Below are 14978 nucleotides of genomic sequence, written 5' to 3' on the forward strand. Positions count from 1 at the left end.
CTGAATTTTGATGCAATTGCCCTGGGCCGACCCGCGCTATCTTGATTTGCTCGCGCGCGGCGTGCTCTGGGCCACCGGGCATCTGGCCGCGGACGGCGAGGTGGAACCTGGGTACGCACACACCAAGTGACGGATGCGGCAGTTAAGCCGAATGCTCCCGGGGCGAATAATCCGCCGGCAGGACGCGGTCGAGATGCTTGTCGCGCAACGCGTTGAGGACATTGAGCGTGCCGGACAGGTGTTCGCGCACGCTGTCGCGCGCCTTGGCCGCATCGCCGTCGCCGATGCTTTGCGCGATGACGGTGTGCTGCCCCATGATCGACTGCGCCTTGCCGACGATCGGCAGATGCAGCCTGCGCAGGCGGTCGAGATTGCCGCTGCTGCTGCGCATCATCGTCCACAGATCGCCCAGTTGCGCTTCCTGGTAAAGGGTCTTGTGGAATTCCATGTCGATGCGGGTGAAGTTCTCGAGGTCGCCCGCGTCGAGGCAGCTGCGTTGGCGCGCGACCAGATCGAGCAGCTTCTTGCCGAGCGCGGGATTGGCCGGCTGCGACAGCACCGACACGATTTCGAGCTCGAGCGACATGCGCAAGAAGTGCGCCTGGCGCGCCGAGGTCAGGTCGATGTTGGCGACGAGCGTTTGATGTTGCGGGAAAATATCGACCAGCCGCTCCTCTTCGAGGCGCGCGAGGGCCTCGCGGATCGGCGTCAGTGACAGCTTGAAGTAGTCGGCCAGCTGCGTTCTCGGCAACACCGTGCCCGGCTTGATCGCCAAGGTTACGATCATCTCGCGCAGATGTTCAAAAACCTGCACCGTCGCGTTGCGCGAACGGTCGAGTTGGAACCTGCCTGGGAGTGTGTCGACGGTCATGTTTACCAAGCGAGAAGCGGCGAATTCGAATGGTAGGATACTAACACATCAGCACCCCTCCCACGCCCACGAGAGGCCCCTTCCAAGGCGCAGGCCGGCGGCTACTTTACGCCTATGTACAGCGCCCTGAAATCGTTCACATTGGTCAGCGTGGGCCCGCACACGACCGAGTCGCCCAGCGCCTGGAAGAAGCCGTGGCCGTCGTTGTCGGCCAGGCTGTCGCGCGGCTTGATGCCCAGCTCCCAGGCCCGCGCCAGCGTCTCCGGCGCCAGGTGGGCGCCGGCGATCTCCTCCTGCCCGTCGACGCCGTCGGTGTCGCAGGCGATCGCGTGGATGCCCGGTTCGCCGCCCAGCGCGATCCCCAGCGAGAGCAGGAATTCGACATTGCGCCCGCCGCGCCCCTGCCCGCGCACGGTGACCGTGGTCTCGCCGCCCGAGAGCAGGATGCACGGCGGCGCAAACGGTTGCTGGCGCCGCGCCACCTGCAGCGCGATGCCGGCCATGACGATGCCGACGTCGCGCGCCTCGCCCTCGATGCTGTCGCCCAGGATGTGCACCGGCACCCCGGCCGCGCGTCCGACCGCGGCCGCCGCCTCGAGCGCCATTTGCGGCGTGGCGATCATGCGCGCCTCGCTGGCGGCCAGGCGCGGGTCGCCCGGCTTGACCGACTCGCCGCGTCCGCTCTCGAGCAGCGCGCGCACCTTGTCGGGCACGTCGATGCGGTAGCGGCGCAAAATCGCCAACGCATCGGCGCAGGTGCTGCGATCGGCCGCGGTCGGGCCGCTCGCGATGTCGGCCGGGTCGTCGCCCGGCACGTCGGAAATAAGCAGCGTGACCACCTTGGCCGGATGGCAGGCCGCCGCCAGGCGCCCGCCCTTGATGGCCGAAAGGTGGCGCCGCACGCAGTTCATCTCGCCGATCGTCGCGCCGCTTTTGAGCAGCGCCTTGTTGATCCGCTGCTTGTCCGCCAGCGTCAGCTCGTCGCCGGGCAGCACCAGCAAAGACGAGCCGCCGCCCGAAATGAGGCAGATCACCAGGTCGTCGGCCGTCAGGCCGGACACCAGCGCCAAAATACGGCCGGCGGCGGCCAGCCCGGCCTCGTCGGGCACCGGATGGGCCGCCTCGACGATCTCGATGCGCTCGCACGGCACCGCGTAGCCGTAGCGCGTGACCACCAGCCCCGACAGCTCGCCCGGCCAGTGCCGCTCGAGCACGCGCGCCATTTCGGCCGAGGCCTTGCCGGCGCCGACCACCAGCGTGCGCCCGCGTGGCGGCGGCGGCAGATGCGGCGGCAGGCAGTGGGACGACTGCGCCGCTTCGACGGCGGCGTCGAACATCTTGCGCAACAGCAGGCGGGAATCGGTCATGGACGGCTCCGTAGGGTTATTGAGGGACTGGCGTTATTGAGGGACCGGCGTTATTGGGGGACCGGCGCGCCGATTTCGTAATTGGCCATCATCTCGAGCGCGCGCACCAGTGCCGAATGATCCCACGCCTTGCCGCCGTGGGCCGCACAGCTGTTGAACAATTCCTGCGCCGTGGCCGTGTTTGGCAGCGACAAGCCCACCGCACGCGCGGTGGTGAGCGCCAGGTTCAGGTCCTTCTGGTGCAGTTCGATCCGGAATCCCGGGTCGAAGGTGCGTTTGATCATGCGCTCGCCGTGCACCTCGAGGATGCGCGAGGCGGCGAAACCGCCCATCAGCGCCTGGCGCACCTTGCCCGGATCGGCGCCCATGCGCGAGACGAACAGCAACGCCTCGCCGACCGCCTCGATGTTGAGCGCGACGATGATCTGGTTGGCCACCTTGGTGGTCTGGCCGTCGCCGTTGCCGCCGACCAGGGTGATGTTCTTGCCCATCAACTCGAACAGCGGCTTGACGGCGCCGAAGGCCCGCTCGGTCCCGCCGACCATGATGGTCAGGCTCGCCGCGCGCGCGCCGACCTCGCCGCCCGACACCGGGGCGTCGAGGTACTCGCAACCGAGCGCGTTGACGCGCTTGGCGAACTGCTTGGTCTCCATCGGCGAGATCGAGCTCATGTCGACCACGATCTTGCCCGACGACAGGCCCTGCGCCACGCCGCCCTCGTCGAACAGCACCGAGGCCACGTGCGGCGTGTCGGGCACCATGATGAAGATGATGTCGGCCTGTTGCGCCACCTCCCGGCCCGAGGCGCAGGCGACCGCGCCCTGCCCGGCCAGGTCGGCCGGCAGCGGCTTGCGGGCGTGCGCGAACAACTGGTGCCCGCCCTTGAGGAGGTGGGCCGCCATCGGCGCGCCCATGATGCCAAGACCGATAAATCCTACTTTGCTCATGATGTTTCCCTTTTTTGGTTGTTGACGGCTGGCTTAGGGCTCGTAAGACAATAAGTTGGATTTTTAGCGGCCGCAGCCGGATGCAATGCAAGGCGCCTGTCGCGCCGCAGTGCGAGCACTGCAAGCGGCCGGCAACGCCGCAGTGCGCCGGCTTCGGCCAGCTAAAAAGTCCAACTTATTGTTTTATGAGTCCTTAGGCCGCGGCCTTGAATTTGGCGGCGAGGTTTTCGGCGCCGCGCGCCAGGATGCCGACGTCGCTGCCGACGGCGACAATGGTGCAGCCGAGCGCGATGCAGCGGCGCGCCAGCGCCTCGTCGCTGGCCAGGATGCCGGCGGCCTTGCCGCAGGCGAGGATGCGCACGATCGCGTCTTCGATAGCCGCCACCACCTCGGGGTGTTTGGTGTTGCCGATGTGGCCCATCGAGGCGGCCAGGTCGCCCGGGCCGATAAAGACGCCGTCGACCCCGTCGACCGCGGCGATGGCCTCGATGTTGGCGAGCGCCTGCGGCGTTTCGGCCTGCACCAGCACGCACAACTCGTCCTCGCACAGGGTCGGGTAGTCCTTGACCCGGCCGTAGTTGGACGCGCGCGCCGCCGCCGCGTAGCCGCGCACGCCGAGCGGCGGATAGCGGGTGGCGGCGACGGCGCTGCGCGCCTCGGCCTCGTCCTGCACGAAGGGAATGAGCAGGGTCTGCACGCCGAGGTCGAGATAACGCTTGATGACGACGGTGTCGTTCCATTGCGGGCGGACGATCGGATGCGCCTTGCCGTGCGAGATCGCCTGCAGCTGCGAGTGGACCTGCGGCAGTTCGTTCGGGGAGTGCTCGGTGTCGAGCAGCAGCCAGTCGAAGCCGGCGTTGGCCAGCACTTCGACGGTGACGTTGTTCGACAGGCCGGACCACAGGCCCAGTTGCAGTTGGCCGCTCTTAAGACCGCGCTTGAAATCGTTGATCGGTAGCTTCATTGAATTCCCCGGAAATTGATGAATCGAACACGACGCCCTTCGGCTAGCGCATGTCTTTAATTAGGTCATACGATATCGTACAACATGGATGGATAAAAAGCGAGCATCATTGCAATTTAGTCACTCTATTGAGCGTTCGCGTACTGGTCCGCTTTGCACTTGAATAACGATCGGCAGCAACTTCCAAACAACTAGAACAGGTAGTCAGGCCAACAAAGGGGGAATGTCATGCAGGTACAGTTGAAAAAAATTCAAGGCGAATGGGACGCAGGCTTTGTTTTAGACCAACATTCCACTGGCGGGAGACCCGATGGTTTTTATGCGAACGGCCATCAAAAATTCGACATGGATTACACAGAGATGGGCGCGGCGGTCAATCAGCTAAAGTACCATGGCGACTTTAGTCAAGTTCCCGATTTGGCTAAAGCGGTCTATGCCCATATCCTGCCGCTTCTTCCTGCCATCGCCCGCGTGGTGCCAATGGCCTCCAGTACACCAAGGACGAGGCAGCCAGTGAACGCGGTGGCGGCCTATATCGCGGCGATGCTGAGGGTACCTGTCGAAAAAGGCTTTTTAATCAAGGCCGCCGGTTCCAAGTCTTTAAAAGATCTCCCCACACGAGCTGAAAAGGATGCCGCTTTGCGCGGAAAGCTCAGCTTGGCGCGTGACCTCGATGGAGACGGCAACCAGAATATTCTTCTGGTCGACGATTTGTTCGAAACCGGCGCGTCTCTGGATGCAGCGTGCCGTGTCCTACGCAACTGTGAGAAAATAAGCCACATTTATGTGGCCGCATTAACGTGGAGGCGCCCAAGATGAGCACAGTCTTTGTTGCAGGATCGATAGCCATAAAGAAATTGGACCCGGTGGCGCAGGTGCGATTGGTGAACATCATCGAACTGGGCCATCATGTGCTTGTGGGCGACGCCGACGGCGCCGACACTGCCATACAGCAGTTCCTGCATGAAAGTGGCGCCAGAAACGTCACCGTATACTGCGTAGGCGGCCGGCCGCGTAACAACCTTGGCGACTGGCCTATCAATAGCGTGGCCACCTATCACAAGCCCGGATCCCGCGCTTACTTCACGGCCAAGGACATCGAGATGGCCAAGGACGCCGACGTCGGCCTGATGATCTGGGATGCCAAGAGCACCGGCACGCTGAGCAACGTGATTGAATTGCTGACGCGTAAGCGAAATTCCACCGTTTTCATCAATAAAGACAAGGCATTCCACAAGGTGGTCAAGGTCGCCGACCTAGAGTCGTTAGTGGCACATATGGCCGACGCTTCCCGCCTGAAGGCCGACACCAAGATCGGTCTGCTCGACAAGATTGCCACGCTACGCTCGCGCGAGTTACAGTCGCGAATCCTGCTATGCAAGGAGGAGGCGGCGGCATTGGCCAACCAGGCAACCGCGACTTCGGCAAAGCAAAGTGTTGATTCGGCGATTGAGCCAGCCGCAACTTAACGAATCAAATATGCCGTGATTCGGAGGCGGTGTCGCCCCATCATGAGCCGTTGAAAATATCTGTAACAATTGGATCGAGTCGGGCCGGCGTGTTGCCGCCTCGGCGTTCTTGCAGACCGCCCTCGTCGGCGCCATAGCGCGTTATGACGCCCCTTCGCGCCGTGAATCGCTGCGAATAATTTGCGGTGCCCGGATTGCTTTGCAATCCGTCCGACCAAAGCCTCCCGGCAAAAACTGGACATTCCGTGACGCGGTCAGTTGGCGCGCAAAAGCACGTTGGTCGGCTGGTCGCGCTCGACGTGCAGCCACTCTCCCGCCGGCAGCAGCTCGGTAACCTGGATCGCGCTGCGGCGCTGCTCGAGACCGTCCTTCTTGGCATCGGCGCCGCGCCGGCCCGGATGCGTGAAGTAGAACAGGAAGGCGCGCCCGCCGCTGACGACCACGTCGGCGTGGCCGCCGATGACCTGGTCGTCTTTGCCCTGCCCCGGCCGCTGCAGCAGGTTGTCGGGCTGGCGCGTCCAGTTGCGCGCGTCGGCGGAGCGGTACACCGCCAGCCCGCGCCACACGTCGCTGATCATCCACCACGCGCCCCGCCATTGGAACACCTTCGGGCCCTCCCCGCTCTGGTCGGCCACCGCGCGGCCCTGGTCTTCCCAATGCGACAGGTCGGCGCTGTCGGCGTAATAGATCGACTTGCGGTCGCGCTCGTTGTTGTACCACATGCGCCAGCGGCCGTCGGGCAGGCGGGCGACGCCGGCGTCGATCACGCGGTCGGCCGCCAGCTTGAGCGTTTCGGCGTTGCGCCAAGCGCGCAGGTCGGTGCTGGTCAGGTGCACCATGTGGCGCGGATGCTTCCAGTCGGTGAACACGCCCGGCACCACGGTCAGGAACATGTGGTAAGTTCCGTCGTCGGCGCGCACGATGTCGGGCGCCCAATGGGTCGCGTCCCGCCCGCCCAGTTCGGGCGGCAGCGCGATGTCGGCGGTGCCCAGATACTGCCAGCTCGCGCCCTCGTCGTTCGACTCGGCGATGCCAAGGCGCGTGCCGTGCACCCACGCCACCCCGGGCAAACCGGTGGCCGTGGCGCGGCGGTTGGTGTAGAACATCCACCAATTGCCGCGTTCGACGTTGCGCACCACGACCGGATCGGCCGCGCCGTCGAACACGGGGTCGCGGAACAAGGGCTTGGCGGCGACGTGCCCGCGGTCGGCGACCGGGGCGCCAAAGTCGGGGCTGCCGTCGGCGCGCCAGTCGATCACCTGGGCGCGCGTGTGGCGGTTCGGGTCGCGCAAGGAGTCGCCCTTGATGTCAAGGTAGTTGCGCGCGTGGTAGAGCAGGACATCGGTCTTGCCGTCCAGCGTGGTGGTGAAGGCGTTGTGGCCCGGCCCGAACTGGCCGTTGGCATCGCTGGAGCGGAACACCGGCTCGGCCGACTTGTGCCACGAAGCGGGGTCGAGCAGGTCGGCCCCGGCGCCGGCCGTGAGCAGTCCCATGCTGTAGCTGGCGTCGGTCGCGCTGGCCGAATAGGTCAGGAACACCCTGCCGTTCTTGACCAGCACGGCGGGCGCCTCGTTGACCTGGTACTTGACCTTCTCCCACGCGTGCTGCGGCGTCGACAGCAGCACCGGCGCGCCGCTGATCGAGGTCGGCGAGTCCATTTTTGCGATGTAGATGTTGGTCGCCTTTTGGTCCTTGCCGGCCGGGCGCTGGGTCCAGACCAGATAGCGCTGGCCGGCGTGCGCGAAGGTGGTGGCGTCGAGCGCGAAGCTCTCCCAGCCGGTCTTGAGCTGGCCGCGCTCGGTCCACTCGCCCTCGAGCGGATTGGCGGCGCCGTTGACGAGCGTGTAAAGACGTATCTCCCAGATCGCGTCGGCGCGCCCGGCGGTGAAATAGATATGCCATTTGCCGTCGATGAAATGAAGCTCGGGCGCCCAGATGTGGGCGCTCATCGGACCGCCCGCGTGCTTGCGCCACACCACGCGCGCCTCGGCCTTGCCCAGTTCGTCGAGCGTGCGCGCGCGCCGCAGTTCGATGCGGTCGTACTCGGGGACGGTGGCGGTGAAGTAGTAGTAGCCGTCGGTGTGCAGCACGACATGGGGGTCGGCCCGCTGGCGCACCAGCGGATTGGCGAAGTCGGTTGCGAGCGCGGCCGCGCTGCTTACCAGTATGAGCGCGCAGGCCAGCGCGCGCAGCAATGCTTTCATCGATCAGGCTCCCGTGCGTGTCGGCCAAATATTCGGCCTGTGCTTGTCGCTTCAACCACCGCGATATTTTACGCATCGAAGGCGGCTGGCCGGATGCCCGACACCAAAGAATCAATTACTTGACCAAAGGCGCGCGCGACAAACCGGTGTATTGATTATTCTCAAATGGCTGATTATTCTGCGTTTTCTTCCGTCGCGGACAGTTTCACCGTATACATGGCGAACTGTTCTGTTTATCCTCCTTGCGATGAACCCTGACCTGCTTGCGCCCCACTCCCCCCTCCCTTTCTCGCGCGCCGTCGTGACCCTCGCCGTCACCGGCGCGCTGGCCTGCCTGGCGCTGCCGGTGGCCGCGCAAACGGGCGCGCTGCCGGTTGTCGTGGCCAAGCCCGTCGTCGTGGCCAAACCCGACAAGAAGGACGCCGCGACTGCCGTGAAGGCCGAGGACAAGGTCGAAGCCAAGCCCGAGGCCCCGGCAGTGCCGGTGGCGGCCGAGGTGGCTTCCGATGCGACGGTGACGGTGTCGGCCAACCGCCCCAGCAACCGCATCGACCGCCAGGTCTACGACGTCAAGACCGACGTAGGCGCCAGCAACGGCTCGGCCGCCGACGCGCTCAACAATGTGCCCTCGGTCGCGGTCGACCCGGATGGCACGGTGACGCTGCGCGGCAGCACCAACGTCCAGGTGTTCGTCGACGGCAAACGATCGGCGATGATGCAAGGCGATAACCGCGGCGCGACCCTGAACTCGCTGCCGGCCGAGGACATCGAGTCGGTCGAGGTGATCAACAATCCGGGCGCCCAGTTCGGCAACGACGGCGGCGGCGGCCCGATCGTCAACCTGGTCATGCGGCGCACCCGCAGGGCGGGCGGATTCGGTTCCGTCAGCGCCAATGGCGGCACGAACGGCCGCTACAATTCGTTCTTGTCGGGCAGTTACAACACGGGCCGCTTCGGCGTGCAGGGCGCCGCCTACCTGCGCCACGAGGTGCGCACCCCGGACAGCTTTGCCGACCGCCTGCGCATCGACCCGGTCAAGGGCACATCGACCCGCAGCACCCAGGAAAGCAAGGGCGACGAAGCGCACGACACGGCCGGATTCAACACCTCGCTCACCTACAACCTCGGCGACAAGGACACCTTCGGCGCGGGCCTGAGCTACTCGCGCAACAGCAACGAGCGCGACGGGACCGACCGCTACGTCAGCTACGGCACCGACGGCGCGGCCTACCGCGACTACGTGCGCAGCACCCGGCGCGACGGCGGGAACGACAACCTGGGCTTGAGCGTGCGCTTCGAGCACAGGGGGGACTCGCGCGGCGAGGTCGGTAAGATGGACCTGCGCGTGTCGTCGGCGAACAACGAAAACGACAACGCGTTCGCGAATTTGTACGCGATCGGAAGCGCCACGGGGGCCCAGCAAAGCCGCCAGGCCAACGCGTCGGAAACGCGCCTCGTCGACCTGACCGGCGACTACGAGCTGCCGGGCGAGAGCGGCATCTTCAAAATCGGCTACAAGGCCGGCAGCGACCGCAACACCATCGACACCCGCCTGGCCGACATCGATCCGGTGACCGGCGCCGAGCGCCCCAACGCGCTGCGCAGCAACAGCTTTGCGCTGCACCAGACCAATCTGGCCCTGTATGGCTCGTATGAGCTGCGCATCAGCCCGAAATGGGGCGTGCAGGCCGGCCTGCGCGCCGAGCACACCACTATGGATGTCAAGCAGCTCACCAGTGGGACCGAGGCGAGCAACAACTATCTCAATTTCATCCCGAGCATGTTTGTCTCCTACGTGGCATCCGAGGATACCGACATCCGCTTCACCTACGCCCACCGGATCCGCCGTCCGGGCGCGAACGACCTCAATCCCTTCGTCGTGTACCGGGACGAATTCAACGTCTCGTCGGGCAACCCGAACCTGAAATCGACCCGCACCGATTCCTTCGAACTGGCCTTCGAGAGCAAATTCGGCGCGATCGACACCAACCTGCGCGGCTACTACCGCAAGGACAGCGGGATCATCTCCGAGCGTAAGGTGTTCATCAGCGACACCGTGCTTCTGACCACGCGCGACAACGCCGGCAGCAACCAGTCCGGCGGACTCGAATTCAACGTGCGCGGCAAGCTCACGCCGCAACTGACGCTCAACGCCTCGGGCAATCTGGTCTACACCGAGCAGCGCATTTTTAACGCGACGGCCGACTCGGACGCCAAGCGCAGCACGCCATCGCAGAGCGGGCGCTTGCGCCTGAACTACCAGCATCCGACGATTGGCCAGATGCAGTTCGCGCTAAACGCGCAAGGCAAGACGCTGGCGCGCCAGGGCTACCGCCAAGCCACCACGACGGGCAACTTCAGCTACCGCCGGCCATTGACGCCGGCGCTCAGCCTGGTGGCCAACGTGACCGATGTTTTCGACTCCGGCAAATCGGAGACGGTCACCGACACCGACACGATCAAGGACACCACGATCTCGCGTTCGAACGGGCGGGTGATGTATCTGGGGCTGATGTACAGGTTTGGTGGCGTGGGCGCCGGCCAGGGCTTCGGCCGGCGCGGTCCGGGTGGCGGGCCAGGCGGTGGTGGCCTTCCGTAAGCCAGAGAGACCGAAAACCCGATCTCCATCGATAAGACAGCCAAAGTCATCGTCGCGTAAGCGCACTGCTGCCCGGGATAATTTCCTTGACATCGCACCGCGAGAAAACTGCTGTTCAACGCGGTAGTAGTCGAGCTGCTGATCTTCATAGATAAAATAGTTAACGTCATCCCCGCGAAAGCGGGGCCCCATGCTGAGCTTGTCTATACGTGCCGTTCGAACCTTCAGTGCCGGAAACTGCGCATTCGCGAGGAAGACGGGGGCCTCCTAGTTGTACTGCGGCCCATTGAGCAAAAACGGCCCACCCTGATACATCGACCCAATGTCGTCCGCCGCCGGGTAATTGCCATCCGGAGGGAATTTTCCGTTGAATTTGGTCGAACTGTCCTTGGCGACAAAACCCAGATGCGCCGCCTTGCGGTTGTCCCACCATTTGCCCGGATTGTCCGACATGCCGAACATGATCGTGTGCCCGACGCGCGCCGCCATGAGCGAGCAGCGCAGCGCCTCCACCAGGTCGTCGTAGCTGAAATAGGTCACCAGCATGCGCGCGCTGAGCGGCTCCGGGAACGAGGAGCCAATGCGCAGGCACACGGTCTCGACGCCGAAACGGTCGTAGTAATAGCGCGACAGCGATTCGCCAAAACACTTGGAGACGCCGTACATCGTGTCGGGCCGGGTCGGATCGTCGGCGTCGATCATGTCGGTGGTCTTGTAAAAGCCGATCGCGTGGTTCGAGCTCGCGAACACGACGCGCCGCACGCCCATCTTGTGCACCGCCTCGTACAGATTGGCTGTGCCGAGTATGTTCGCCTGCAAAATGGCGTCGAACGGCGCCTCGACCGAGATGCCCCCAAAATGCAGCACCGCGTCCACACCCTCCATCATGGCCAGCACGGCGGCCTTGTCGGCCAGGTCGCACTGGACGACCTCCTCGCCCTCGCCCGCCGGCCCCATATCGGCCAGGTCGGACAGGCGCACGATGTCGGCCCAAGGCTTGATACGCTCGCGTAGCACCTTGCCCAGGCCGCCGGCGGCGCCGGTGAGCAAAATGCGTTTGAATGGTTTTGTCATGGCTTGCTCTCGTTGTGTGCTCGTTGGTTGATCGGCGCCGGATCGCACAAGCAGGTGCGTGCTTGCGTGGGCAAAGCGGCGCGCCCCCGATTGCCGGGGCGACATTTTGAGTCATCGTACAACTGTTGATTGCCGATGACTGATTAAAAACAAAAATAATCACAAACTTGATCCGTCGTGATTGCCGGCGCGGATCGGCCCCCGCCGCATGGCCGCGCGCATCGATCAAGACCCTGATTGTTTCCCGTCGCGACGCGCGAGCCATTCCCGCCTCACCTAGAATACAGCGGAGCTTTCCACACCTATAAAAATACGCACGAGACAATATGACACCATTCCATCGCGCAGCCGCGTGCCGTCCCCATCCCACTTCTGGCGCGGCAATGACGTACCCGAGACGCGCTCTGCCCCTGGCGCTTGCGCTCGCGCTGTCCCTGGCCGCGTGCGCGCATGGTGGCGCCACACGCGGCTTCACCTTCAGTTCGGGCCAGCCAGGCGCGGTGGCAAGCGAGGTCGCGCCCGGCATGGCCTACAACGCCGCACGCGGATTCGGTTTCGAGGCCGGACCCGAGGGTGCCGGCAAGCCCTTCTTCTTCAGCAGCGACCTGGAGGAAGGCAACTACAACGTGACCATCACCTTTGGCGCCCCGCACGCCGCCTCGACCACCACGGTCAAGGCCGAACTGCGCCGCCTGATGCTCGAGAACGTGCGCACCCTGCCCGGCCAGTACGTCACGCGCACCTTCACCGTCAATGTGCGCACGCCGCAGATCAAGGCCGCCCGCGGCATCGCCCCGGGCGTGGTCGCGCTCAAGGTGCCGCGCGAGTCGGTCGGCGAGGCCAGGTCGTGGGACAAGCGGCTGACGCTCGAATTCACCGGCGTCAATCCGTCGGTGCGCGCGATCGCGATCGTGCCGGTCAAGACGCCGACATTGTTCCTGCTCGGTGACTCGACCGTATGCGACCAGTCGAACGAGCCATACGCGAGCTGGGGCCAGATGCTGCCGCGCTTTCTCAAGCCGGGCATCGGCGTGGCCAACCTCGGCCAATCGGGCGAGACCTACCGCGAGTCGATCAGCCGGCGCAGGCTCGACAAGATCCTCAGCGTGATGCAGGCGGGCGACACCGTGCTGATGCAGTACGGCCACAACGACCAGAAGCAGATCAAGGATGGCAAGGGCGGCCCGTTCACGACCTACAAGGCCGAGATCCGCACCCATGTGGCCGGCGTGCGCGCGCACGGCGGCGTGCCGGTCATCATCTCGCCGATGGAGCGCCGCAGTTTTGACGAACGCGGCAAGGTGCGCCCGTCGCTGATCGATTACGCCGACGCCGCGCGCCAGGTGGCGCAGGAGCTGGGCGTGGCCTTCATCGACCTGAACGCGATGAGCAAGCCGTTCTACGAGGCGCTCGGCCCCGAAAAATCGAAGCGCGCGTTCGCCGAGCCAAGGCCCGGGCACACCGACAACACCCACCACAACAACTACGGCAGCTACCAGTTGGCCAAGGCAGTGGTGTCGGGCCTGCGCGCGAACCAACTGGCGGTGGCCGCCTTCGTGGCCGACGACGCGGGCAGCTTCGATCCATCCCGTCCCGATCCGGTCGAGAGTTTCGCCGTGCCGGCCAGCCCCGGCTTTACCACAGTGCGCCCGCTCGGCGACGAATCCAACAAATGAGATGAAAATGCGCCTACTTCCCCTGATGTTCCTGCTCGCCTGCGGGGCCGCCCAAGCCACCGACGGCTATCTGTTCACCTACTTCACCGGAAACGGCCAGGACGGCTTGCACCTCGCCGCCAGCGACGACGGCTACCATTGGGAGAAGCTCGGTGGCGGCAAAAGCTACCTCGCGCCCAAGGTCGGCAAGTCGCGCCTGATGCGCGACCCGTGCATCGTGCGCGGCCCCGACGGCGTCTATCACATGGTCTGGACCTCGGGCTGGAACGAGAACAACATCGGCTACGCATCGTCGAAGGACCTGGTCAATTGGTCCGAGCAGAAGGAACTGCCCGTCATGGGGCACGAGCCGACGGTGCTCAACGCCTGGGCGCCGGAAATCACCTACGACGAAAAGCGCGGCGAATTCCTGATCTTCTGGGCCTCCACTGTACCGGGAAAATTCCCGCTGACCGAGGGATCATCCGAAGAAAAGTACAACCACCGGATGTACTTCACGACCACCAAGGATTTTGCACATTTTGCGCCGACCAAGCTGTTTTACGATCCGGGCTTTAGCGTGATCGACGCCACCTTCCTGCGCGCCGGCGGCAAGTCGACCCTGCTGGTCAAGGACGAGACGCGCCATCCGCCGCGCAAATACCTGCAACTGGCGGCCGCTGCCGACCTGCAAGGCCCGTTCGGCACACTCGGCAAACCCTTCACCAAGCGGGGGCTGTGGGTCGAGGGGCCCACCGCGCTGCAAATCGGCGGTGACGTGCTCGTGTACTACGACGCCTATACGGCCAAACGCTACGGCGCGTTGCGCTCGCGCGACCTGGAAAACTGGGAGGACGTCAGCGAGAAAATGCATTTCCCGGACGAAGGCACGGCGCAGCGCATGCGCCACGGCACCGCAATCGCCGTTCCGGCGGCGCTGCTTGCCGCGCTGCGCGCCAACCCGACAAATCAAACGAAAGAGGCACCATGAAACGACTCCTGATAACCGCGCTGCTTGCGGCGTCCCTTAACACGGCATGGGCGGGGCCAGAGACCACCGTCGCCAGTGACCGCAACTATCAAGCGCGCGTGCCCTACCAGACCTATTTCGGCGACTATGTGGCGCTCAAAAAGGGGCAAGCGTTCGACCTCATTTTCATTGGCGACTCGATCACCGAACAATGGCGCTGGGGCGCCGGTTCACCGGTTTGGAAACAACACTACGAGCACCGCGCGTTCAACTTCGGCCTTGGCGCGGACAAGGTGCAGCACGCGCTGTGGCGCCTCGAGAATCTCCCCGTGGCGGGCTTGGCGCCCAAGGTCGCGGTACTCATGATCGGCACCAACAATATGTCGGATTCGCCCGAGGACATCAGCGCCGGGGTGAAGGTGCTGATCGGCGCGGTGCAAAATAAATACCCGGGCATCAAGGTGGTTTTGATGGGCGTGCTGCCGAGCCGGCGCGGTGTGGACAAGATGACGCCGACGAACGCCCAGCTGGCGCCGCTGGCGGACAATAAGTCGATATTCTTCCTCGACATCAGCGCCAAGTTCTCACGGGGTGAGGACAATTGGAAGGGTTTGAGCAAGGACCAGCTACACCTGACGGCCGAGGGCTATGAGATGTGGGCGGCCGAGCTGAATGCCCTGCTTGCCTCGATTGCTGCCGCTCCGGCGAAGAAGTAACAAATTAGGTGGTATAAAAATCACAGAAATCGTCCAACGTCATCCTCGCGAAAGCGGGGACCCATGCTGAACTTGCCTATACGCGAAGTGCAAACCTTCAGGCCAGCGAACTGTGCGTCCAAACTTCTGATGCGTCGGTCTG

The 14978-nt window shown here is 64.3% G+C and carries 12 protein-coding genes; 6 read left to right on the forward strand and 6 right to left on the reverse strand.

Annotated elements, in window-relative coordinates; translation table 11 throughout:
* Window positions 1–142: 142 nt before the first annotated feature.
* The 4 genes from C7C56_RS13650 to C7C56_RS13665 form a co-directional block, all read right to left on the reverse strand.
* Entirely contained in the window at window positions 143–871 is a 729-nt protein-coding gene (locus tag C7C56_RS13650; RefSeq protein WP_106757932.1) for a GntR family transcriptional regulator, read from the reverse strand.
* A 101-nt stretch (window positions 872–972) separates the two neighbouring features.
* Window positions 973–2238: a glycerate kinase type-2 family protein gene (locus C7C56_RS13655; RefSeq protein WP_106757933.1), complete on the reverse strand. Its 1266-nt coding sequence runs from the start codon at window positions 2236–2238 to the stop codon at window positions 973–975.
* A gap of 50 nt (window positions 2239–2288) precedes the next feature.
* The gene (gene glxR / locus C7C56_RS13660) at window positions 2289–3185 is read right to left on the reverse strand and encodes a 2-hydroxy-3-oxopropionate reductase (RefSeq protein WP_106757934.1); all 897 of its coding nucleotides are present in this window, start codon (window positions 3183–3185) and stop codon (window positions 2289–2291) included.
* A 193-nt stretch (window positions 3186–3378) separates the two neighbouring features.
* Window positions 3379–4149 carry an aldolase/citrate lyase family protein gene (locus C7C56_RS13665; RefSeq protein WP_106757935.1) on the reverse strand — a complete coding sequence of 257 codons (771 nt, stop codon included), beginning with the start codon at window positions 4147–4149 and terminating at the stop codon, window positions 3379–3381.
* Between the two features lie 228 nt (window positions 4150–4377).
* Here C7C56_RS13665 and C7C56_RS13670 point away from each other — a divergent pair, with 228 nt between their 5' ends.
* Together C7C56_RS13670 and C7C56_RS13675 are read left to right on the forward strand one after the other, a co-directional pair.
* Complete coding sequence (locus C7C56_RS13670; RefSeq protein WP_106757936.1) at window positions 4378–4968, forward strand: ComF family protein; 591 nt, start codon at window positions 4378–4380, stop codon at window positions 4966–4968.
* Window positions 4965–5618: a hypothetical protein gene (locus C7C56_RS13675; RefSeq protein ID WP_106757966.1), complete on the forward strand. Its 654-nt coding sequence runs from the start codon at window positions 4965–4967 to the stop codon at window positions 5616–5618. The genes C7C56_RS13670 and C7C56_RS13675 overlap by 4 nt, the downstream gene beginning before the upstream one ends.
* A gap of 254 nt (window positions 5619–5872) precedes the next feature.
* Here C7C56_RS13675 and C7C56_RS13680 read toward each other — a convergent pair whose 3' ends face one another.
* Complete coding sequence (locus C7C56_RS13680; RefSeq protein WP_106757937.1) at window positions 5873–7822, reverse strand: family 43 glycosylhydrolase; 1950 nt, start codon at window positions 7820–7822, stop codon at window positions 5873–5875.
* A gap of 301 nt (window positions 7823–8123) precedes the next feature.
* Here C7C56_RS13680 and C7C56_RS13685 point away from each other — a divergent pair, with 301 nt between their 5' ends.
* Window positions 8124–10421 carry a TonB-dependent receptor gene (locus C7C56_RS13685; protein WP_181373176.1) on the forward strand — a complete coding sequence of 766 codons (2298 nt, stop codon included), beginning with the start codon at window positions 8124–8126 and terminating at the stop codon, window positions 10419–10421.
* Window positions 10422–10688: 267 nt separating this feature from the next.
* Here the strand turns inward: C7C56_RS13685 and C7C56_RS13690 are convergent, their stop codons facing one another.
* On the reverse strand, window positions 10689–11495 hold the full coding sequence (locus tag C7C56_RS13690) for an NAD-dependent epimerase/dehydratase family protein (RefSeq protein ID WP_106757939.1): 807 nt from the start codon (window positions 11493–11495) through the stop codon (window positions 10689–10691).
* A 383-nt stretch (window positions 11496–11878) separates the two neighbouring features.
* On the opposite strand from C7C56_RS13690, the gene C7C56_RS13695 reads away from it, so the two are divergent.
* From C7C56_RS13695 to C7C56_RS13705, 3 genes are read left to right on the forward strand one after another with little or no spacing between them, the layout of a single operon-like run.
* Window positions 11879–13171, forward strand: coding sequence for a rhamnogalacturonan acetylesterase (locus C7C56_RS13695; RefSeq protein ID WP_106757940.1), 1293 nt, complete (start codon window positions 11879–11881; stop codon window positions 13169–13171).
* Between the two features lie 7 nt (window positions 13172–13178).
* Window positions 13179–14141 carry a glycoside hydrolase family 43 protein gene (locus C7C56_RS13700; RefSeq protein WP_229458764.1) on the forward strand — a complete coding sequence of 321 codons (963 nt, stop codon included), beginning with the start codon at window positions 13179–13181 and terminating at the stop codon, window positions 14139–14141.
* Window positions 14138–14836: a GDSL-type esterase/lipase family protein gene (locus C7C56_RS13705; protein WP_106757942.1), complete on the forward strand. Its 699-nt coding sequence runs from the start codon at window positions 14138–14140 to the stop codon at window positions 14834–14836. The genes C7C56_RS13700 and C7C56_RS13705 overlap by 4 nt, the downstream gene beginning before the upstream one ends.
* Window positions 14837–14978: the final 142 nt, after the last annotated feature.

The organism is Massilia glaciei (assembly GCF_003011895.2).
GTDB lineage: Bacteria > Pseudomonadota > Gammaproteobacteria > Burkholderiales > Burkholderiaceae_D > Telluria_A > Telluria_A glaciei.

Excerpts from the sequence above, each read along its gene's own strand:
- C7C56_RS13650 (WP_106757932.1), bottom strand. The coding sequence starts at position 871 with ATGACCGTCGACACACTCCCAGGCAGGTTCCAACTCGACCGTTCGCGC.
- C7C56_RS13655 (WP_106757933.1), bottom strand. The coding sequence starts at position 2,238 with ATGACCGATTCCCGCCTGCTGTTGCGCAAGATGTTCGACGCCGCCGTC.
- glxR (WP_106757934.1), bottom strand. The coding sequence starts at position 3,185 with ATGAGCAAAGTAGGATTTATCGGTCTTGGCATCATGGGCGCGCCGATG.
- C7C56_RS13665 (WP_106757935.1), bottom strand. The coding sequence starts at position 4,149 with ATGAAGCTACCGATCAACGATTTCAAGCGCGGTCTTAAGAGCGGCCAA.
- C7C56_RS13670 (WP_106757936.1), top strand. The coding sequence starts at position 4,378 with ATGCAGGTACAGTTGAAAAAAATTCAAGGCGAATGGGACGCAGGCTTT.
- C7C56_RS13675 (WP_106757966.1), top strand. The coding sequence starts at position 4,965 with ATGAGCACAGTCTTTGTTGCAGGATCGATAGCCATAAAGAAATTGGAC.
- C7C56_RS13680 (WP_106757937.1), bottom strand. The coding sequence starts at position 7,822 with ATGAAAGCATTGCTGCGCGCGCTGGCCTGCGCGCTCATACTGGTAAGC.
- C7C56_RS13690 (WP_106757939.1), bottom strand. The coding sequence starts at position 11,495 with ATGACAAAACCATTCAAACGCATTTTGCTCACCGGCGCCGCCGGCGGC.
- C7C56_RS13695 (WP_106757940.1), top strand. The coding sequence starts at position 11,879 with ATGACGTACCCGAGACGCGCTCTGCCCCTGGCGCTTGCGCTCGCGCTG.
- C7C56_RS13700 (WP_229458764.1), top strand. The coding sequence starts at position 13,179 with ATGCGCCTACTTCCCCTGATGTTCCTGCTCGCCTGCGGGGCCGCCCAA.
- C7C56_RS13705 (WP_106757942.1), top strand. The coding sequence starts at position 14,138 with ATGAAACGACTCCTGATAACCGCGCTGCTTGCGGCGTCCCTTAACACG.